Annotated in this window: 20 protein-coding genes; 11 read left to right on the plus strand and 9 right to left on the minus strand. The window is 59.8% G+C overall.

Annotated features, from left to right (window positions below; genetic code table 11):
• Positions 1-114 precede the first annotated feature (114 nt).
• Both ascF and N2K86_RS17065 read left to right on the plus strand, forming a co-directional pair.
• On the plus strand, positions 115-1566 hold the full coding sequence (gene ascF / locus N2K86_RS17060; protein WP_260659385.1) for a PTS cellobiose/arbutin/salicin transporter subunit IIBC: 1452 nt from the start codon (positions 115-117) through the stop codon (positions 1564-1566).
• A gap of 18 nt (positions 1567-1584) precedes the next feature.
• Entirely contained in the window at positions 1585-3009 is a 1425-nt protein-coding gene (locus tag N2K86_RS17065) for a 6-phospho-beta-glucosidase (RefSeq protein WP_260659386.1), read from the plus strand.
• 81 nt (positions 3010-3090) lie between these two features.
• Here the strand turns inward: N2K86_RS17065 and hycI are convergent, their stop codons facing one another.
• The 9 genes from hycI to hycA form a co-directional block, all read right to left on the minus strand.
• A complete protein-coding gene (gene hycI, locus N2K86_RS17070; RefSeq protein WP_260659387.1) occupies positions 3091-3546 on the minus strand; it encodes a hydrogenase maturation peptidase HycI in 456 nt (151 codons plus the stop codon).
• A complete protein-coding gene (locus N2K86_RS17075; protein WP_260659388.1) occupies positions 3539-3949 on the minus strand; it encodes a formate hydrogenlyase maturation HycH family protein in 411 nt (136 codons plus the stop codon). Before N2K86_RS17075 ends, hycI begins: the two co-directional genes overlap by 8 nt.
• The gene (gene hycG, locus N2K86_RS17080; RefSeq protein ID WP_032648040.1) at positions 3946-4713 is read right to left on the minus strand and encodes a formate hydrogenlyase subunit HycG; all 768 of its coding nucleotides are present in this window, start codon (positions 4711-4713) and stop codon (positions 3946-3948) included. The genes N2K86_RS17075 and hycG overlap by 4 nt, the downstream gene beginning before the upstream one ends.
• The gene (locus N2K86_RS17085; RefSeq protein ID WP_260659389.1) at positions 4713-5255 is read right to left on the minus strand and encodes a formate hydrogenlyase complex iron-sulfur subunit; all 543 of its coding nucleotides are present in this window, start codon (positions 5253-5255) and stop codon (positions 4713-4715) included. The genes hycG and N2K86_RS17085 overlap by 1 nt, the downstream gene beginning before the upstream one ends.
• A 9-nt stretch (positions 5256-5264) precedes the next feature.
• Positions 5265-6974 carry a formate hydrogenlyase subunit HycE gene (gene hycE, locus N2K86_RS17090; RefSeq protein ID WP_260659390.1) on the minus strand — a complete coding sequence of 570 codons (1710 nt, stop codon included), beginning with the start codon at positions 6972-6974 and terminating at the stop codon, positions 5265-5267.
• 15 nt (positions 6975-6989) lie between these two features.
• Complete coding sequence (locus N2K86_RS17095) at positions 6990-7913, minus strand: respiratory chain complex I subunit 1 family protein (protein WP_260659391.1); 924 nt, start codon at positions 7911-7913, stop codon at positions 6990-6992.
• 1 nt (position 7914) lies between these two features.
• Positions 7915-9729, minus strand: a complete 1815-nt coding sequence (gene hycC, locus N2K86_RS17100) for a formate hydrogenlyase subunit 3 (RefSeq protein WP_260659392.1) — start codon at positions 9727-9729, stop codon at positions 7915-7917.
• Positions 9726-10334: a 4Fe-4S dicluster domain-containing protein gene (locus N2K86_RS17105; RefSeq protein WP_089601242.1), complete on the minus strand. Its 609-nt coding sequence runs from the start codon at positions 10332-10334 to the stop codon at positions 9726-9728. Before N2K86_RS17105 ends, hycC begins: the two co-directional genes overlap by 4 nt.
• A gap of 72 nt (positions 10335-10406) precedes the next feature.
• A complete protein-coding gene (hycA, locus tag N2K86_RS17110; RefSeq protein WP_260659393.1) occupies positions 10407-10871 on the minus strand; it encodes a formate hydrogenlyase regulator HycA in 465 nt (154 codons plus the stop codon).
• Positions 10872-11082: 211 nt separating this feature from the next.
• Between hycA and hypA the strand changes: the two genes are divergently transcribed.
• The 9 genes from hypA (at position 11083) to N2K86_RS17155 (ending at position 19780) form a co-directional block, all read left to right on the plus strand.
• Positions 11083-11433, plus strand: coding sequence for a hydrogenase maturation nickel metallochaperone HypA (gene hypA, locus N2K86_RS17115; RefSeq protein WP_260659394.1), 351 nt, complete (start codon positions 11083-11085; stop codon positions 11431-11433).
• A gap of 3 nt (positions 11434-11436) precedes the next feature.
• The gene (gene hypB / locus N2K86_RS17120) at positions 11437-12300 is read left to right on the plus strand and encodes a hydrogenase nickel incorporation protein HypB (RefSeq protein ID WP_260659395.1); all 864 of its coding nucleotides are present in this window, start codon (positions 11437-11439) and stop codon (positions 12298-12300) included.
• A complete protein-coding gene (locus N2K86_RS17125) occupies positions 12291-12563 on the plus strand; it encodes a HypC/HybG/HupF family hydrogenase formation chaperone (RefSeq protein ID WP_260659396.1) in 273 nt (90 codons plus the stop codon). Before hypB ends, N2K86_RS17125 begins: the two co-directional genes overlap by 10 nt.
• 3 nt (positions 12564-12566) lie before the next feature.
• Positions 12567-13688, plus strand: coding sequence for a hydrogenase formation protein HypD (hypD, locus tag N2K86_RS17130; RefSeq protein ID WP_260659397.1), 1122 nt, complete (start codon positions 12567-12569; stop codon positions 13686-13688).
• Complete coding sequence (hypE, locus tag N2K86_RS17135; RefSeq protein ID WP_260659398.1) at positions 13685-14695, plus strand: hydrogenase expression/formation protein HypE; 1011 nt, start codon at positions 13685-13687, stop codon at positions 14693-14695. The genes hypD and hypE overlap by 4 nt, the downstream gene beginning before the upstream one ends.
• Before the next feature lie 60 nt (positions 14696-14755).
• Positions 14756-16828 (plus strand): formate hydrogenlyase transcriptional activator FlhA, encoded by a 2073-nt coding sequence (gene flhA, locus N2K86_RS17140; RefSeq protein ID WP_260659399.1) that lies wholly within the window; start codon positions 14756-14758, stop codon positions 16826-16828.
• A gap of 155 nt (positions 16829-16983) precedes the next feature.
• Positions 16984-17982, plus strand: coding sequence for an ABC transporter substrate-binding protein (locus N2K86_RS17145; RefSeq protein WP_260659400.1), 999 nt, complete (start codon positions 16984-16986; stop codon positions 17980-17982).
• Entirely contained in the window at positions 17982-19019 is a 1038-nt protein-coding gene (locus N2K86_RS17150) for a FecCD family ABC transporter permease (RefSeq protein WP_260659401.1), read from the plus strand. Before N2K86_RS17145 ends, N2K86_RS17150 begins: the two co-directional genes overlap by 1 nt.
• Positions 19019-19780 carry an ABC transporter ATP-binding protein gene (locus N2K86_RS17155; protein ID WP_260659402.1) on the plus strand — a complete coding sequence of 254 codons (762 nt, stop codon included), beginning with the start codon at positions 19019-19021 and terminating at the stop codon, positions 19778-19780. Before N2K86_RS17150 ends, N2K86_RS17155 begins: the two co-directional genes overlap by 1 nt.

The raw sequence follows: 19780 nt of genomic DNA on the forward strand, positions 1-19780 counted from the left end.
ATCACGAATGTGAAAAATGTACAAAAAGCGATCTTGTTTCATTCAAAGAAACTCATGATGATTATGTGAAACCGGTTTCCTACATTTCTCACAACGATAACAGGATCACATCCGATGGCCAAAAATTACGCCGCGCTGGCGAACGACGTTGTTAGCGCGCTGGGCGGCAAAGAGAACATTGTCGCCGTCACCCACTGCATGACGCGCCTGCGCTTCGTCCTGAAAGACGAAAGCCTCACCGACGCCGCTCGCCTGAAAAGCATCAGCGGCGTGCTCGGCGTGGTGCGCAATGACAACCAGTGTCAGGTGATCATCGGCAACACCGTGTCTCAGGCATACCGTGAAGTGGTGAGCCTGCTGCCCGCTAACCTGCAACCTGTCGTACCGGAGGGCCCGCAGAAGCTCACGCTGCGCCGGATTGGTGCCGGGATCCTCGACGCGCTGATCGGCACCATGTCTCCGCTGATCCCGGCGATCATCGGCGGTTCGATGGTCAAGCTGCTGGCGATGATCCTCGAGATGACCGGCGTGCTGGGCAAGGGCGACCCAACGCTGACTATCCTGACGGTCATTGGCGACGGCGCGTTCTTCTTCCTGCCGCTGATGGTGGCGGCCTCGGCGGCGGTGAAGTTCAAAACCAACATGTCGCTGGCGATTGCCATCGCGGGCGTGCTGGTGCACCCGAGCTTTATCGAACTGATGGCGAAAGCGGCACAGGGCGAGCACGTTGAGTTCGCCTTTATCCCGGTGACGGCGGTGAAATACACCTACACCGTCATCCCGGCGCTGGTGATGACCTGGTGCCTGTCGTACATCGAACGCTGGGTGGATCGGATCACCCCGGCGGTGACGAAAAACTTCCTCAAGCCGATGCTGATCGTGCTGATTGCCGCCCCGCTCGCCATCGTGCTGATTGGCCCGCTGGGGATCTGGATCGGTAGCGCCATCTCCGCGCTGGTCTACACCATTCACGGCTATCTGGGCTGGCTCTCCGTCGCCATCATGGGCGCGCTGTGGCCGCTGCTGGTGATGACCGGGATGCACCGCGTGTTTACGCCGACCATCATTCAGACCATTGCCGAAACGGGTAAAGAAGGGATGGTCATGCCGTCGGAAATCGGCGCCAACCTGTCGCTCGGCGGCTCGTCGCTGGCGGTGGCGTGGAAAACCAAAAACCCGGAGCTGCGCCAGACGGCGCTGGCAGCGGCGGCCTCCGCCATCATGGCGGGGATCTCTGAACCGGCGCTGTACGGTGTGGCGGTACGGCTGAAACGTCCGCTGATTGCGAGCCTGATCAGCGGCTTTATCTGCGGCGCGGTTGCCGGCATGGCCGGTCTTGCCAGCCACTCGATGGCGGCACCGGGGCTGTTCACCAGCGTGCAGTTCTTCGACCCGGCCAACCCGATGACCATCGTATGGGTGTTTGGCGTGATGGGGCTGGCAGTAGTGCTGTCGTTTGTTCTGACCCTGATCTTAGGCTTTGAGGATATCCCGGTCGAAGACGAGGCTGAAAAAGCGCGCGCCCTGCAAACCGCACCGGTTCAGAACAAAGCAGCAGAAGCATAAATTGAAAGCGAGGTAAGAATGTCTGTTTTTCCACAAGGATTTTTATGGGGCGGCGCGCTTGCCGCCAACCAGAGTGAAGGTGCTTACCGTGAAGGCGGAAAAGGGCTAACCACGGTCGATATGATCCCCCACGGCGCGAATCGCCTGGCGGTGAAGGTCGGTAAGGAAAAGCGTTTCTCGCTGCGTGACGACGAGTTCTACCCGAGCCACGAGGCGATTGATTTTTACCATCGCTATAAAGAGGACATCGCCCTGATGGCGGAGATGGGCTTTACGGTGTTCCGCACCTCAATTGCCTGGAGCCGCCTCTACCCGAACGGCGACGAGCCGCTGCCGAACAAAGAGGGTATTGCCTTCTACCGCGCGGTGTTCGAGGAGTGCAAAAAGTACAACATTGAGCCGCTGGTGACCCTCTGCCACTTCGACGTGCCGATGCACCTGGTGACGGAGTACGGCTCGTGGCGCAACCGTAAGATGGTCGATTTCTTCGTCCGCTATGCCCGCACCTGCTTTGAAGAATTTAACGGGCTGGTGAAATACTGGCTGACCTTCAACGAAATCAACATCATGCTGCACAGCCCGTTCTCCGGCGCGGGGCTGGTGTTTGAGGAAGGTGAAAACGAAGATCAGGTGAAATACCAGGCCGCACACCACGAGCTGGTGGCGAGCGCGCTGGCAACCAAAATCGCCCACGAGGTGAACCCGGAAAATCAGGTCGGCTGCATGCTGGCGGGAGGAAACTTCTACCCGTACTCCTGCAAGCCGGAAGACGTGTGGATGGCGCTGGAGAAAGACCGCGAGAACCTGTTCTTTATCGACGTGCAGGCGCGCGGCAGCTATCCGGCCTACTCCGCCCGCGTGTTTCGCGAAAAAGGGGTGGTGATTGTGAAAGACCCGGGCGATGACGAACTGCTGAAAAACACCGTCGACTTTGTCTCGTTCAGCTATTACGCCTCGCGCTGCGCCTCGGCGGATATGAACGCGGGCAACACCAGCGCGGCGAACATCGTCAAATCTCTGCGCAACCCGCACATTCAGGTAAGCGAATGGGGCTGGGGCATCGACCCGCTCGGCCTGCGCATCACCATGAACATGATGTACGACCGCTACCAGAAGCCGCTGTTCCTGGTGGAAAACGGCCTCGGGGCGAAAGACGTCATTGATGAAAACGGCGAGATCAACGACGACTACCGTATCAGCTACCTGCGCGAGCACATCCGCGCGATGGGCGACGCGATTGAAGACGGCGTGCCGCTGATGGGCTACACCACCTGGGGCTGCATTGACCTGGTCTCGGCCTCCACCGGGGAGATGAGCAAGCGCTACGGGTTTGTGTACGTCGACCGAGATGACGCGGGGAACGGCACGCTGGACCGCAAGCGCAAGAAATCGTTCGGGTGGTATAAGAAGGTAATTGCGAGTAACGGAGCGGATCTTGCGTAGCCTGTTTTGCCGGGTGGCGGCTTCGCCTTACACGGCCTACAAAACCGTAGGCCCGGTAAGCGTAGCGCCACCGGGCGCTGTTCAGAGCCGGGAAAATTCCCCGTCCCCAACCCACTCCGCTAGCCGTGAATACACCACGTCCACCGCCGCTTTCACCGGCGGCGTCATCGGATAATAAAACCCAACGATGTCCGGCTGAATGCCCAAAAACAGCACCTCCCCCACGTCGTCCCGGATCTGATCCACAAGATAATTGAGCGGCATATTGTGGGTGGTCATCATAAACATCTCGGCGATATCGTCCGGATCAATCAGGCGGACCTCACCGGGGTTGAGCCCCATATCGGTGGCATCGACGATTAATAGCCTGTCAGGGCGTAATTCGCGGATGGCGACCACGTCATTTTCTGGCGCGCTGCCGCCGTCAATCACCACCCAGCTGCCCTGCGGGTTCGCGGCGCACATCTCTGCCAGCAGCGGGCCCGCGCCGTCGTCACCCATCATGCTGTTGCCGACACACAGTAAAACGTCAGTCACGTAATCTCCTCACCATCAGGTAGATGGCGCTCTCCTGATGAATATCGTGCAGCATGCCGAGCAGCGTTTTGCTCCACGCCTGCTGCGCAGGGGTTTGCCTGCCGAGCGCCGCGTCAAAGGCGTTGGCGAGCATCGCAATGTGGTTGGCGTCGATGACGATCTCCCCGTACTTCGGCACGCCCTCCATTTTGCGCCGCGCCGCGCTGCCCTCCTCCAGCGTGGCAATCCACGCCAGATATTCCGGCCACGGGCAGCTCAGCGCCGTTTCAAGGCAGTCGATCACCCCGAGGTGATGCCCAATCGCCAGGCTGTAATAGACCACCTGCTGCGCCGCATCCGGCGTGGCATCGTTCTCATCAATAAACTTACGGCTCAGCTGGCTGAACACCACCGTCTCACTCATCGGATACGCGCCTCCTCTACGATGCTGTTCAGGTTCGCCACGATCTCATTAAGACGCGGATCGTTCTCCGCCTCCAGCCAGCGTGCGACCTGATGCTCGCCCTGGCTCAGCAGGCGCAGGTAGTCGTCAGCAATCTGACGGCCGTAGCGGTACCCCGCCAGCCTGCGCGCCGTGCGGTCAACCTTCACGCGCAGGGGCTGCACCATGTCCGGGTGCAGAATGGCGGCAGGCTGGTTGTCCAGCTCGCCCGGCTCGCGCGCGTGGATTTTCTGCTCCAGCAGGCCAAGCGCCATCGCGAAGCCGTACAGCGTCGCGGCGGGCGTCGGCGGACAGCCCGGAATGTAGACATCCACCGGCACGATTTTGTCGGTCCCGCCCCAGACGCAGTAGAGGTCATGGAAGATGCCGCCGCTGTTGCCGCAGGCGCCGTACGAGATGCAGATTTTCGGGTCCGGCGCGGACTGCCAGGCACGCAGCGCGGGCGAGCGCATGGCGCGGGTGACGGCTCCGGTAAACAGCAGGATGTCCGCGTGGCGCGGGGACGGCACCACTTTGATACCGAAGCGCTCGGCGTCAAACAGCGGTGACAGGGTGGCGAAGATCTCGATCTCGCAGCCGTTGCAGCCGCCGCAGTCCACGCGGTAGACGTAGGCCGAGCGTTTGATTTTTTTCAGCAGCGACGCCTTCATGCTGGCGATGGATTCGTCCACCGTCATCGGCACCGGAATGCCGTTAGCGTCGCGCGGGCCCAGTAGGTTTTCCATCAGCTGGCCTCTCTCATATGGCGGGTAATATCAATACGGTCGGACGGCAGCAGGCACTTCTGACGCTTGCACTCCGGGCAGGTTTCAAAGCTTTCACGGTGATGCTCCGCGCGGGCGTCGCCGTTGTGCTGCAGCAGCGCGATGGCGTAGTCGATCTCTTTCTGCACGGCGAACGGGCGCTTGCAGACGCGACAACTGCACAGCGCAAAGCGCGACTGCTGCAGAAAATCGGCTTTCTTCCACACCGCCAGCTCGAATTCCTGCGACAGGCGAATGGCCACAGTCGGGCAGACCTCCTCGCAGCGGCCGCAGAAGATGCAGCGCCCGAGGTTAAACTGCCAGGCCAGCTCGCCGGTTTTGAGATCCGTTTCCACCGTTAAGGCGTTCGACGGGCAGGCGTTGACGCAGGCCGCACAGCCGATGCACTGCTGCGGGTTGTGCTCCGGCTTGCCGCGAAAGTTTTTATCCACCGGCATCGGCTCCAGCGGATAACTGCTGGTCTGCGCGCCGGTTTTGATCACTTTTTTGATAAAGGTAAACATCGCGAGTCCTTATTTCAGCGGCGAGTTCTTACGCTCGATGCTGTAGCGCTCAAGCTCTTTGTACGGCACCACCTGGCTTTTCTTCTTGCGCACGTCCACGACGGTCATGCGGTCGGTGCAGGAGTAGCACGGGTCGAGGCTGCCGATGATCAGCGGCGCATCGGAAACCGTGTTACCGCGCAGCATGTAGCGCAGGGTTGGCCAGTTGGCGTAGGTCGCCGCGCGGCAGCGCCAGCGGTAGAGCTTCTGGTTGTCGCCGGTCATGCTCCAGTGGATATCGTCCCCGCGCGGCGCTTCGGCAAAGCCGAGGGCAAAGCGGTTCGGAATGTAGGTGAAGCCCTCCACCATCAGCGGGCCACCCGGCAGGTTATCAAGGCCAAAGTCGATCATGTTCAGGGCGGTGTATACCTCGTTGATACGCACCTTGAGGCGCGAAATGACGTCGCAGCCCTGCTCGCTGTGTACGGTCATCGGCAGCAGGCCGTAGCCGACGAACGGGTGATCGGCACGCGTGTCGCGGGCGTGGCCGCTGGCGCGCACCATCGGGCCGACGTTGCTGAAGTCGCGGGCGATTTCCGGGTCAAGACGGCCGATGCCGACGGTGCGCTGCTCGATGTTTGGCGTGCTGAGCAGCATGTCTACCAGCTCCTGCACGTCGCGGCGCATCTGCTGCGCCAGCAGGCGGGTTTGGATCATGTCGTCCTTCAGCAGGTCGCGGCGGATCCCGCCGATCAGGTTCAGGCCGTAGGTTTTACGCGCCCCGGTGAGGATCTCCGCCATCTTCATCGACGCTTCGCGCACGCGGAAGAACTGCATAAACCCGGAGTCAAAGCCGACGAAGTGGCAGGCCAGGCCGAGGTTGAGCAGGTGCGAGTGCAGGCGCTCCACCTCCAGCAGAATGGCGCGGATCATCTGCGCGCGCTCCGGCACCACGATCCCCATGCCGTTCTCCACCGAGGTGGTGTAGGCGGTGCTGTGGGCAAATCCGCAGATGCCGCACACGCGGTCAGAGAGGAACGTCACCTCGTTGTAGCCCATGCGGGTTTCCGCCAGCTTTTCCATACCGCGGTGGACGTAGAACAGGCGGTAGTCGGCGTCGATGATGTTCTCGCCATCAACGAACAGGCGGAAATGGCCGGGTTCGTCAGAGGTGACGTGCAGCGGGCCAATCGGCACCACGTTGTTCTTCTTGCTACCCAGCTCGTTGATAAACTCGTAGGTTTCGCTGTCGGTGGTCGGCGCCGGGCGCTGGCGGTAGTCCATGCTGTCTTTGCGCAGCGGATAGAGTTCGTCCGGCCAGTCGTCCGGCAGCACCAGACGGCGCTCGTCAGGCAGCCCCACCGGCACCAGACCGTACATATCACGCACTTCGCGCTCGCCCCAGACCGCGGCAGGCACGCGCGGCGTGACGGACGGGTATTCCGGCTTATTCGGATCAACCTCGACGCGCACGGTGAGCCAGCACTTCTCCACCTGCTCCATCGACATCACGTAGTACACCGCGTAGTTGCCGCACAGCTGGCGCTCGTCGTTACCGAACAGCACGGAGAGCCAGCCGCCCTGCTGGTAATAGAGAAACTCCACCACTTCCGGCAGATAGTTCACCTTCACGGTGACGGTAATCTGGTCTTTGGTCTGCCAGGACTCTTCCAGCACCACGCCGGGGAAAGCCTGATGCAACGCGGCGAGATACTGCTGACCTTTCTTTTCTTCAGACATAAATACTCTCTTTAATCACGCCACCAGCAAGGAGACGAACGCTAAAAATGCAAAACCAAAACCGGCCCAGGTGATGCGTGACGTTTCCACAAAACGCAGGCGAGCCATGCTGTTTTCAAACAGGGCAATCACCAGCACGCCGACCAGCAGCTTGAGGGCGGCAACAACAGCCGCCAGCACCAGGCCGCCCGCGGAGAAGTGCGTCATCTGCCCCCACGGGAAGAAGACGCCGACAAACATCTGCAGCACCACCAGCTGTTTGAGGCTGATGCCCCACTTCAGCACCGCAAAGCCGTAGCCGCTGTATTCGGTGAGCGGCCCTTCCTGCAGCTCCTGCTCGGCTTCCGCCAGATCGAACGGCAGTTTGCCCATCTCAATAAAGGTGGCGAACGCGCAGGCGCAGAGCGCCAGCACCAGTGGGATCGAGCGCGCCACAGGCCAGTGATAAACGGTGTCGGTGATAAAACTGATATGGGTTGAACCGGCGACCTGCGCGGCGACCCACAGCCCCAGCAGCAGGATGGGCTCAACCAGCACGCCCAGCATCGCCTCGCGGCTGGCACCGATGCCGGTAAACGGGCTACCGGTGTCCAGGCCCGCAATCGCAAAGAAGAAGCGGGCGATGGCGAAGAGGTAAATCAGCGTAATCAGATCGCCGAGCGCAGGCAGCGGCGATGCCACCGTGACCACCGGCAGCGCGGTGGCAATGGTCAGCATCACGCCCACCATCACGAACGGGGTCAGGCGGAAGACCCAGCCTGCGGCATCCGGGGCCACGCTCTGACGAGAAAGCAGCTTGAAGAGATCGCGGTACTCCTGAAGCACCCCAGGTCCGCGGCGGTTGTGCATCCGGGCGCGCGCCACGCGGCTCACCCCGGAAAGCAGCGGCGCAGCGGCGAACAGCACCAGCGCCTGAAGAATGGCCAGTAACAAACTCATGTCAGGCTCCTCGTGAAATCACAATGATCATCAGCACCGCCAGCTCGATCAGCGCCAGACGACGGAACAGCGCGGGCGCGGCGGCACTCTGCCAGCCCGGCACCCACCCCTGCGGGTTCAGCCACTGCCGCAGCTTCAGCACGACGGCGAAGTTCTCCTTTACCGGCATAGCAAAACCGTGAGCGGTGATGACCATCGACTGTTCGTGTTCGTAGCCGCAGGCCCACGCCGCCCCGTGCGAACGGGAGGTGAGCCGGTCGCGTTTGAAGAACAGCATCAGCACGAACGGCAGCAGCGGCGCGGCAATCAGAAGCAGTGCAATCATCGGCTGGGAAACGACGGTGTGCGCCGTCGCGAGCGGCAGTGGAATAGCGTTGCCCAGCAGCGGCAGCAGCCACGGCGCGGCTACCCCGCCTGCGATGCAGCACAGCGCCAGCGCGACCACGCTGGCACACATCAGCACCGGTGCGCAGCAGGCGTTTTCCGCTTCGCGGGTACGCGGCGCGCCCAGGAAGGTGACGCCGTAGACTTTCGCCATACACATCACCGCCAGCGCCCCGGTAATCGCCAGTCCGACCGCCAGCAGCGGGCCGAGCAGGCGTGCGATAAATGCGTCGCTCTGGCCGAGCGCGAAGAAGGACTGGTAGATCACCCACTCACCTGCAAAGCCGTTCAGCGGCGGCAGCGCGGCCATTGCCATCAGCCCGACCAGCATGGCGAGCGAAATGACGGGCATTTTTTTACCAATCCCGCCGAGCTTTTCGATATCCCGATGGCCGGTACGGAACCAGACACTGCCCGCCCCGAGGAACAGAGTGCTTTTAAACAGGCTGTGGTTGACGAGGTGATACAGACCGCCGATAAACCCGGCGGCAATCAGCGCCGGCTGGTTGAGCGCCAGCCCGGTAACGCCCGCGCCAATACCGAGCAGAATGATGCCGATGTTTTCCAGGGTGTGGTACGCCAGCAGGCGCTGGATGTTGTGCTCCATCAGCGCGTACAGCCCGCCGACGAACGCGGTGATCATACCGGCAATCAGCAGCACCACGCCCCACCACAGCGGCGGTTGTCCGCCGGTCAGCGTAATCACCATGATGCCGAACAGCCCCACTTTCATCACCACCACAGAGAACAGCGCGGCGGCGGGCGCGGAGGCATTCGCATGCGCCTGCGGCACCCAGCCGTGCAGCGGGATGATCCCGGCGAGCAGGCCAAAGCCAACGACGCCCAGCAGCCAGACGTCGTTCCCCAGCGGATGCCCGTTGAGCGCAGAGAAATCCAGCGTGCCAAAGCGTTGCCACACCCGCCAGCAGGCCAGCGCCAGCAGCAGCGTGCCGAGGCGACCCAGCGCAAACCACAGCTTGCCGGAGGCGCTGCAGCCCGTCAGGAACACGCCGCACAGCGCCATGATCTCCGCCATCACTACCAGCGCGCCGAGGTTGCTGGCGACAACGGTACAGACTGCCGTTGCCATCAGCAGGTTAACCAGCAGGCCGTTGGCTTTGGCGTGCGGATGGCGGTGCCAGTCGACATTGAACAGGCTGATAAACAGTCCGCACAGGCCAAAGGTCACCAGCCAGATGGCATTCAGCGGAGTAATAGCCACGGTATGACGAATCAGCGGCATGAGTGTTTCAACAGATTGCCCGCCGATCAGGACGACACCGCCTGCAGCGAGCGTCATCACGCTACCAACCGCCCCGCCGATACCGGCGATCCCGCCGCTCAGGGTTTTATGGAAAGAGAACACCAGCGCCAGCACGGCGGCGGCAGTGAAGCACGCCACGGCGCTGTTAATCATGAATATCGCGTTCATTTCGCCCCCTCGTTAAGCGCCTGCAATAGCGAAAGATCGCCAAAATCGCTGTTGATGGTCAGCTCGCGCTTGCGCTTGCTGGTGCGGGCGATGTCGCGAATGTTGACCAGAATCAGTGCCCTGGTCGGGCAGGTGCGCACGCAGGCCGGGCCCTGCTCATCGAAGCTGCATAGATCGCATTTCACCGCGACGGCGCGGATGCCGGGCACCCAGTCCAATAGCGTGCTCACCTTCGCCGGAGCGGGTGGCGCGGGCGGCGCTTTCGGGGTATTTGCGTTCGCCGGAATATGCAGCGGGCGGCTGCCGGAAAATTCAATCGCGCCGAACGGGCAGGCAATGCCGCACAGCTTGCAGCTGACGCACAGGCTTTCGTTGAGCTGGACAGCGCCATCAACGCGGGTGATGGCATTCACAGGGCAGACACCTGCGCAGGGGGCGTCTTCACAGTGGTGGCAGAGCTGCGGAGCAGACTCCTTTTCATTACGCATAACGCGCAGACGCGGCATGGACTGCAGCCCATGCAGGCGGTGGGTTTCCGAACACGCCGCCTCACAGGTTCGACAGCCAATACAGACCGTCGAGTCAGCAATTACAAAACGGTTCACCGGGCAATCCTCAGGTGATGGTCATTTTTGACGAAGAAAAACTGTCTTATCGACACTTTCGACACTTGGTTATCAGGCAACGTTTGCGGATGCATTTCCCGCTGTCAGCTGTTTCAGATCGACCGGTAGGTCGTGTTCAACCGCGGTATAAAGCCCGTTATAAACCGGCGCGATTTTCTCCAGATAGTGCTCGAGCACCTGCTGGCGATCGCGGTTGCTGACGTAGCCATCAACCATGCCGTCAGCCATCAACTGCGCTTTCGCAATACATTGTTTTTCACCCTCTTTGTTCTCCACGTAGTACTCAATGGTGTGGCTGTTAAAGCTGTCCGCCAGGGTGACAAAGACGGTGAAGTGGCCGAAAAGGACAAAACGCATATCGCCCTGTGCCGCGCAGCTCATCGCATGATGCAGACGGGCCTTTGACAGAGTGATCCCCTGAACCAGGGAGTTGCAGTAGAGGTGCCACTGCTCCTGGAGCTGCTGGTGACGCTGCGCGATGTAATCCGCTTTTTCGCTGATTTCCCAAATAGTCATAAAAGGTATCCGGTTAATGGAGATAGCGGCTGTTAAGCAGATTCCATGCCAATTATTAAGGTAATGTTTTTTATAAGTTTTAATCGTTTTCGCACTGTCAACCGCACGGTGTCGACGTGTCATTTCGACAGCGTTGACATCGACACGCCCTAACAAAAATCAAGCTGGCACCGTTATTGCATTCAATGGCGCAATTCATTGAGGAGGCGTCATGCACGAAATCACCCTCTGCCAGCGGGCCCTGGAGCTTATCGAACAGCAGGCAGTGCAAAACCACGCGAAGCGCATCACCGGCGTCTGGCTGAAGGTCGGGGCGTTTTCCTGCGTCGAGACCAGCGCCCTGACCTTCTGTTTTGAGCTGGTGTGTCGCGGCACGCTGGCAGAAGGCTGCGAGCTTCATATTGAAGAGCAGCAGGCGGAGTGCTGGTGCGAGCAGTGTCAGCAGTACGTGACCCTGCTGTCATCAAAGGTTCAGCGCTGCCCGCTGTGCCAGAGTACCGGGCTGCGGATCGTGGCGGATGACGGTATGCAGATCCAACGCCTCGAAATCGAGAAGGAGTAATGTATGTGTAGCACCTGCGGTTGCGCCGAAGGCAACCTGTATATCGAAGGGGATGAACATCGCCCCCACTCCGCGTTTCGCTCCGCGCCCTTTTCACCGGCCCCGCGTCCTGCTGCTGCGCTAACTGGTATCACCTTTGCGCCGCAGCAATCCTCTGAGGGCGATCTGCACTATGGCCACGGCGAAGCGGGTACCCACGCGCCGGGCATGAGCCAGCGCCAGATGCTGGAGGTGGAGATCAACGTACTGGACAAAAATAACCGGCTCGCCGCCCGCAACCGCGCCCGCTTTGCCGCCCGCAAACAGCTGGCTCTGAACCTGGTCTCCAGCCCCGGTTCCGGCAAAACCACGCTGTTAACGGAAACGCTCAAACGCCTGAATCAGCGCGTTTCCTGCGCCGTCATTGAAGGCGACCAGCAAACCGTTAACGACGCGGCGCGCATTCGCGAAACCGGCACTCCGGCGATTCAGGTCAACACCGGCAAAGGCTGCCATCTGGATGCGCAGATGATTGCCGACGCCACGCCGCGTCTGCCGCTGGCGGATAACGGGATCCTGTTCATTGAAAACGTCGGCAACCTCGTGTGCCCGGCGAGCTTTGACCTTGGCGAACGGCATAAAGTCGCGGTGCTCTCCGTCACCGAAGGGGAAGACAAACCGCTGAAGTACCCCCATATGTTTGCCGCCGCCTCCATCATGCTGCTGAACAAAGTTGACCTGCTGCCGTACCTGAATTTCGACGTGGATAAATGCCTGGCGTATGCCCGCGACGTGAACCCGGAGATTGAGATCCTGCTGGTCTCCGCCACGCGCGGCGACGGGATGGATGCATGGCTGAACTGGCTGGAGAGCGAACGATGTGCATAGGTGTCCCCGGACAAATTCATACCATCGACGGTCATCAGGCCAAAGTTGAAGTCTGCGGCATCCTGCGCGACGTCGATCTCACGCTGGTGGGCAGCACCGATGAAACAGGCGCATCGCGTCTCGGCCAGTGGGTGCTTGTCCACGTGGGGTTTGCCATGAGCGTGATTAACGAAGCGGAAGCCCGCGACACGCTCGATGCCCTGCAAAATATGTTCGACGTGGAGCCTGACGTGGGCGCGCTCTTGTACGGCGAGGAGCGATAGCCTATGCGTTACGTTGATGAATACCGCGCGCCGGAACAGGTGATGCAGCTTATCGGGCATCTGAACACGCGCGCGGCGCTGCTGGACTACACCAAAGAGAGACCGCTGCGGATCATGGAAGTGTGCGGCGGCCATACTCACGCCATCTTCAAATTTGGCCTCGACCAGCTGCTGCCGGAAAACATTGAGTTTATTCACGGCCCCGGCTGTCCGGTCTGCGTTTTGCCGATGGGGCGTATCGACAGCTGCATCGAAATTGCCAGCCAGCCCAACGTCATTTTCTGCACCTTTGGCGACGCGATGCGCGTGCCGGGGAAAAATGGCTCGCTGCTACAGGCGAAAGCACGCGGGGCCGACATCCGGATCGTCTATTCGCCGATGGATGCCCTGACGCTGGCAGCGGACAACCCCGCACGCAAGGTCGTGTTTTTTGGCCTGGGGTTTGAAACCACCATGCCCGCCACCGCCATCACGCTGCAGCAGGCTAAAGCACGCAGCGTCGATAACTTTTTCTTTTTTTGCCAGCACATTACGCTCATTCCCACGCTGCGCAGCCTGCTGGAGGAGCCGGAAAACGGCATTGACGCCTTTCTGGCACCGGGCCACGTCAGCATGGTGATTGGCACAGACGCCTATGGTTTTATCGCTGAGCAGTACAATCGTCCGTTAGTGGTGGCTGGTTTCGAGCCACTTGATCTACTGCAAGGCGTAACCATGCTGGTTGAGCAGAAAATAGCGGCCCGGAGCGCGGTGGAAAATCAGTATCGCCGCGTGGTGCCCGATGCGGGTAATGAACGAGCGCAGCAGGCGATAGCCGACGTGTTTAGCGTTGAGGGCGACAGCGAATGGCGCGGTCTGGGGGTGATTGCTGAATCCGGCGTGCGCCTGACTCCCGCGTATCACTCCTTCGATGCAGAGGCGCATTTTCGCCCGCAGCCGCAGCAGGTCTGCGACGATCCGCGCGCGCGCTGCGGTGAGGTGCTCACCGGCAAATGCAAACCTCATCATTGCCCGTTATATGGCAACACCTGTAACCCGCAAACCGCGTTTGGTGCGCTGATGGTCTCCTCCGAAGGAGCCTGCGCCGCGTGGTATCAGTTCCGCAATCAGGAGTGTGAAGCATGAACACGGTTGAAATGGCGCACGGAAGCGGTGGTCAGGCGATGCAGCAGCTCATTAATCAGCTGTTTATGGACGCATTCAACAACCCCTGGCTCGCCGAGCAGGAAGACCAGGCGCGCATTGACCTGTCAACGCTCACCGCCCACGGTGACAGACTGGCGTTTTCGACCGACAGCTACGTCATCGACCCGCTGTTCTTTCCCGGCGGTGATATCGGCAAGCTCGCCATTTGCGGTACGGCCAATGATATCGCCGTCAGCGGCGCGGTTCCGCGTTACCTCTCGTGCGGGTTTATTCTCGAAGAGGGTTTACCGATGGCAACGCTTAACGCAGTGGTCAGCAGCATGGCGCAGACCGCACGCGAGGCGGGCATTGCTATCGTCACCGGTGATACCAAAGTGGTGCAGCGCGGCGCGGCGGATAAACTTTTCATCAATACTGCAGGAATGGGGGCGATACCGGCCGACATTCACTGGGGCGCACAGCAGCTTGGCGCAGGCGACGTACTGATCGTGACCGGAACGCTGGGCTGCCACGGGGCAACCATTCTTAACCTGCGCGAAGGCTTAGGGCTGGACGGCGAACTGAGCAGCGACTGCGCGGTACTCGCGCCGCTCATTCAAACCCTGCGTCCCCTTCCTGGCGTAAAGGCCCTGCGGGACGCCACCCGAGGCGGCGTGAATGCCGTCGTGCACGAGTTTGCGGCAAGCTGCGGATGCGGCATTGAGCTGACCGAGCGCGATCTACCCGTCAAGCCTGCCGTGCGCGGGCTGTGCGAACTGCTGGGACTTGATCCGCTTAACTTTGCTAACGAAGGTAAACTGGTGATCGGCGTGGAACGTACCGCTGCAGAAGCGGTGCTGGAACAGCTTCGCGCCCATCCCTCAGGAAAAAACGCCGCGATCATTGGCGAAGTGGTTGAGCGCAAAGGGGTGCGCCTGACCGGGCTGTATGGCGTTAAGCGCACGCTGGATTTGCCGCACGCGGAACCCTTACCCCGAATTTGCTAGAACCGCGCCATAAGCGGTCAGCACTGAATCTCTTTTTGCCAGTTTCTATTGGAAAGCAATATGCCGTATACACCGATGAGCGATCTTGGACAGCAGGGCCTGTTTGATATCACGCGCACACTTTTACAGCAGCCCGATCTCGGCGCGCTGAGCGATGCCCTGACCCGGCTGGTCAGGCAATCTGCGCTGGCGGACAGCGCCGCGATTGTGCTGTGGCATAGCGGAACGCATCGCGCGAGCTACTACTCAACGCGTGATAACGGCAAAGCGTTTGAGTACGAGGACGAAACGTACCTCGCGCATGGCCCGGTGCGCCGTATTCTCTCCCGTCCGGAAGCGCTGCACTGCAACTTTGAGGAGTTCCGCACGGCGTGGCCGCGGCTCGCGGAGAGCAACCTCTACCAGCCGTTCGGCCACTACAGCATGCTGCCGCTGGCGGCGGAGGGACATATTTTTGGTGGCTGCGAGTTTATTCGCACGACCGACCAGCTCTGGAGCGAGGCGGAATACGAGCGTCTGCACACCTTTACCCAGATTGTGGCCGTCGTCGCAGAGCAGATCCAAAGCCGCGTCACCAATAACGTGGATTACGACCTGTTGAGCCGCGAGCGCGACAACTTCCGCATTCTGGTCGCCATCACCAACGCCGTGCTGTCACGGCTTGACATGGATGAGCTGGTCAGCGAAGTCTCGAAAGAGATCCACCACTATTTCAAAATCGACGCCATCAGCATTGCGCTTCGCGGCCATCGCAAGGGCAAGCTGAATATCTACTCCACACACTACCTCGATGAGGCCAATCCGGCACACGAGCAGAGTGAAGTGGACGAAGCGGGCACCCTTTCTGAACGGGTCTTCAAAAGTAAAGAGATCCTCCTGCTCAACCTGAACGAGCAGGATCCGGTAGCGCCGTACGAGCGAATGCTGTTCAACACCTGGGGCAATAAAATTCAGACCCTGTGCCTGCTGCCGCTGATGTCCGGCAATACCATGCTGGGCGTGCTGAAGCTGGCGCAGTGCGAGGAAGGGGTGTTCACCACCGCCAACCTGAAACTGCTGCGCCAGATTGCCGAGCGTATCTCTATCGCGCTGGATAACGCCCTGGCCTATCAGGAGATCCACCGACTGAAAGAGCGGCTGGTGGATGAAAACCTCGCCCTGACTGAACAGCTCAACAACGTGGACAGCGAGTTTGGCGAAATCATCGGGCGCAGCGACGCCATGTACAGCGTGCTCAAGCAGGTTGAGATGGTGGCGCAAAGCGACAGCACGGTACTGATCCTTGGCGAAACCGGTACGGGTAAAGAGCTGATTGCCCGCGCCATCCACAACCTGAGCAACCGCAACAGTCGCCGGATGGTGAAGATGAACTGCGCGGCGATGCCAGCAGGTCTGCTGGAAAGCGATCTGTTCGGCCACGAGCGCGGCGCCTTTACCGGAGCCAGCAGCCAGCGTTTGGGCCGTTTTGAACTGGCGGACAAAAGCTCGCTGTTCCTCGACGAAGTGGGCGATATGCCGCTGGAGCTACAGCCGAAACTGCTGCGCGTGTTGCAGGAGCAGGAGTTTGAGCGCCTTGGCAGCAACAAGCTTATCCAGACTGACGTGCGGCTGATTGCCGCGACCAACCGTGACCTGAAAAAAATGGTCGCTGACCGCGAATTTCGAAGCGATCTCTATTACCGCCTGAACGTCTTCCCGATCTTCCTGCCGCCGCTGCGCGAACGCCCGGAAGATATCCCCCTGCTGGTCAAAGCGTTTACCGCAAAGATTGCGCGGCGGATGGGCAGAAACATCGACAGCATTCCTGCCGAAACGTTACGTACGCTCTCGTCAATGGAGTGGCCGGGCAACGTCCGCGAGCTGGAAAACGTCATCGAACGCGCGGTGCTGCTGACGCGCGGGAATGTGCTGCAGCTTTCCCTGCCTGAGGTTACTCTTCCTGACGTGACCGTGCCCGCCGCCGAGATAGCGAAAGAGGGAGAAGATGAGTATCAGCTCATTATGCGCGTGCTGAAAGAGACCAACGGCGTGGTTGCCGGGCCAAAAGGCGCAGCGCAACGACTGGGGTTAAAACGCACCACCCTGCTGTCACGTATGAAGCGCCTGGGGATTGATAAAGAGAGCCTGATGTAAGTCCGCACTCCGGCGGTGTTTCTCTGACACCGCCTTTCGTCACCCTGCGCAATTGTCCCTCATTGACACAAAATCCTTTCCTCTGTATAAAATTCCGCCTTAATAATGAGTTTCATTTGCATCAAAAAAATAATATTAATGAAGGGTAGCGTTTAATGAAAAAGGTCATCTTCGCGTTCGGCCTGGCGTTTGCGTCGGTCAGTTCTGCTCTGGCAACCACATATCCTCTGACCATTGAAAACTGTGGTTATAAAGAGACCTTCACCAAAGCGCCGGAACGCGTGGTGGCCCTGGGTCAGAATACCGTTGAGATCCTGCTTCTGCTGGGTCTGGAGGATAAGGTGAAGGCTAGCGCCTTCTGGCCAACCAAAGTGTTGTCGCAGTTGGCTGAACAGAACGCAAAAATCAAAACCCTGACGGTAGAAATTCCAACCCTTGAATCCATTCTTGCGCAAAACCCCGATTTTGTTCCTGCTCAGCTCCCGCTGCTGCTCGGACCAGAAAGTAAGGTTGCAAAACGTGAAGATCTGGCGACCGTTGGCGTAAACAGCTATTTATCACCGGGAATGTGCGCCACCAAAAAATCCGCAGGCGACATGTACGGTAGCCGCCAGAAGCTGTGGGATATGACCTACCTTTATAAAGAGATTGAAGATTTCGCTAAGATTTTTAACGTGGAAGCGCGTGGCCAGGCCGTTATCGCCGACTTCAAAAAACGTGAAGCCGACCTGCGCCAGGAGTTTGGCAAAAACAAAAAAGACCTCTCCTTTGTTTTCTGGTTCTCAAGCTCCTCGCCTTCGGCTGATGCCTATGTAGGCGGTAAAAACAGCGCATCCGGCTTTATTGCTAACGTGCTTGGCGGCCACAACGCCATTACTTCTGAAACCGAATGGCCAACCGTGGGCTGGGAAAGCATTATTGCCGCTAATCCGGACGTGATTGTGGTCTCCAGCCTGGATCGTAACCGCTGGGCGCTGGACAACGCCGAAGAAAAAATCAAATTCCTGAAGAGCGATCCGGCGGTCAGCCAGCTGGACGCGGTGAAAAAAGGCCATATCGTGGTGATGGACGGCCAGGCAATGAACCCGACGATCCGCACGATTTACGGGGCTGAGCAGGTCGGCGAACAGCTCAGAAAACTGGGGCTGAACTGATGACCACCGCCGTACTTCAGGCCCGGCAGAGCCTGGTTCTGACGACCTCGGCTTTGCTCGCCCTGGTACTGCTGTTTCTGGTGATAGCGCTCAGCGTCAGCGTCGGCGAGCTGTCCATCCCGCTGGATAACGTGTTTTACGCCATCAGCAATAAAATGGGGCTCACCGCGGTCCCGCTCACTCGCATCTATGAGAGCGTAATCTGGGACTTTCGCCTGAGCCGCGCGCTGGTGGCGGCCTGCTGCGGCGCGGGGCTGGCCATCTGCGGTGCCGTACTGCAGAGCCTGCTAAAGAACGCGCTGGCGGAGCCGTACGTGCTTGGCGTGTCCGCGGGCGCGTCAACCGGGGCGGTTTCCGTCGTGGTGTTGGGGATCGGCACCGGCGCGGTGTCACTTTCCGCCGGCGCCTTTGCCGGGGCGTTCGCCGCCTTTGCGTTCGTCGCCTTCCTGACGAACGGCGCGCGCGGAGGGAACGAACGTACTATTCTGGCAGGCGTTGCCGCCTCGCAGCTTTTTAACGCCATTACCGCCTACACCATCAGCACCTCCGCCAGTGCGCAGCAGGCGCGCGACGTGATGTTCTGGCTGCTGGGCAGCTTCAGCGGCGTACGCTGGCCTGAATTCCAGCTGGCACTGGTCGTAGTGCTGACTGGATTAGCCGTTTGCCTCTACTATTCCCGGGCGCTGGATGCCTTCACGTTCGGTGATGACGCCGCCGCCTCTTTAGGTATTGCCGTCCCGTGGGTGCGCCTGACGCTCTTTACCACTACCGCGCTGATTACCGCGACGATTGTCAGCATGGCGGGTTCAATCGGCTTTGTCGGGCTGGTGGTGCCGCACGTGATGCGTTTCCTGTTCGGGCCGCTGCACCGCACGCTGTTGATTGCCAGCGCACTGGCAGGGGCGATCCTGATGGTGCTGGCCGACATTGCCTCGCGTATGCTGATTGCGCCGCAAAGCCTGCCCGTCGGCGTAGTAACCGCGCTGGTTGGCGTCCCCTTCTTTGCCGTGATTATCTACCGTTCAAGGAATAAGTGATGAGTATCTGCGCTGAGAATATTACCTGGAAGGTGGGTAAAAAAGTCATCGTTAATGACGTCTCGCTGAAGGTTTCCCAAGGGGAAACGGTAGGGCTACTTGGACCAAACGGCTGCGGTAAATCATCGCTTCTGCGCATTCTGGCTGGTTTGCGCCGCCCGGATGCAGGCAGTGTGACGCTGGACGGCCAGGACATCTCTCGTATCGCCAAAAAGCAGCTTGCGCGCCGGGTCGCCTTCGTTGAACAGCACGGGATGACCGACGCCAATATGCGCGTTCGCGATGTGGTAAAACTGGGGCGTATTCCGCACCATTCTCCCTTCTCGAACTGGAGCGTGCAGGATGACGAGACCGTCACCGCCGCTCTGCAGCGCGTGGATATGCTGGATAAAAGCGACCAGGGCTGGCTAAGCCTCTCCGGCGGTGAGCGCCAGCGCGTACACATTGCCCGCGCGCTGGCTCAGACCCCAACGGAAATCCTGCTGGATGAACCGACTAACCACCTGGACATTCATCATCAGATGCAGTTGATGCATTTGATCAGTGAATTACCGGTCACCAGCATTGTCGCAATCCACGATCTCAATCACGCCTCGATGTTCTGCGACTCGCTGATTGTGATGCAGAAAGGGCAAATTGTGGCGACGGGAGCTCCGCAGGAAATCTTATCCGAAGAGCTGCTCTGGGAGGTCTTCCGGGTGAAAACCAAAATTGAGATCTCACCTTTCCATGGTAAAAAACACATCCATTTCATGGTGTAG

This window comes from Enterobacter mori (genome assembly GCF_025244905.1).
GTDB lineage: Bacteria > Pseudomonadota > Gammaproteobacteria > Enterobacterales > Enterobacteriaceae > Enterobacter > Enterobacter mori_A.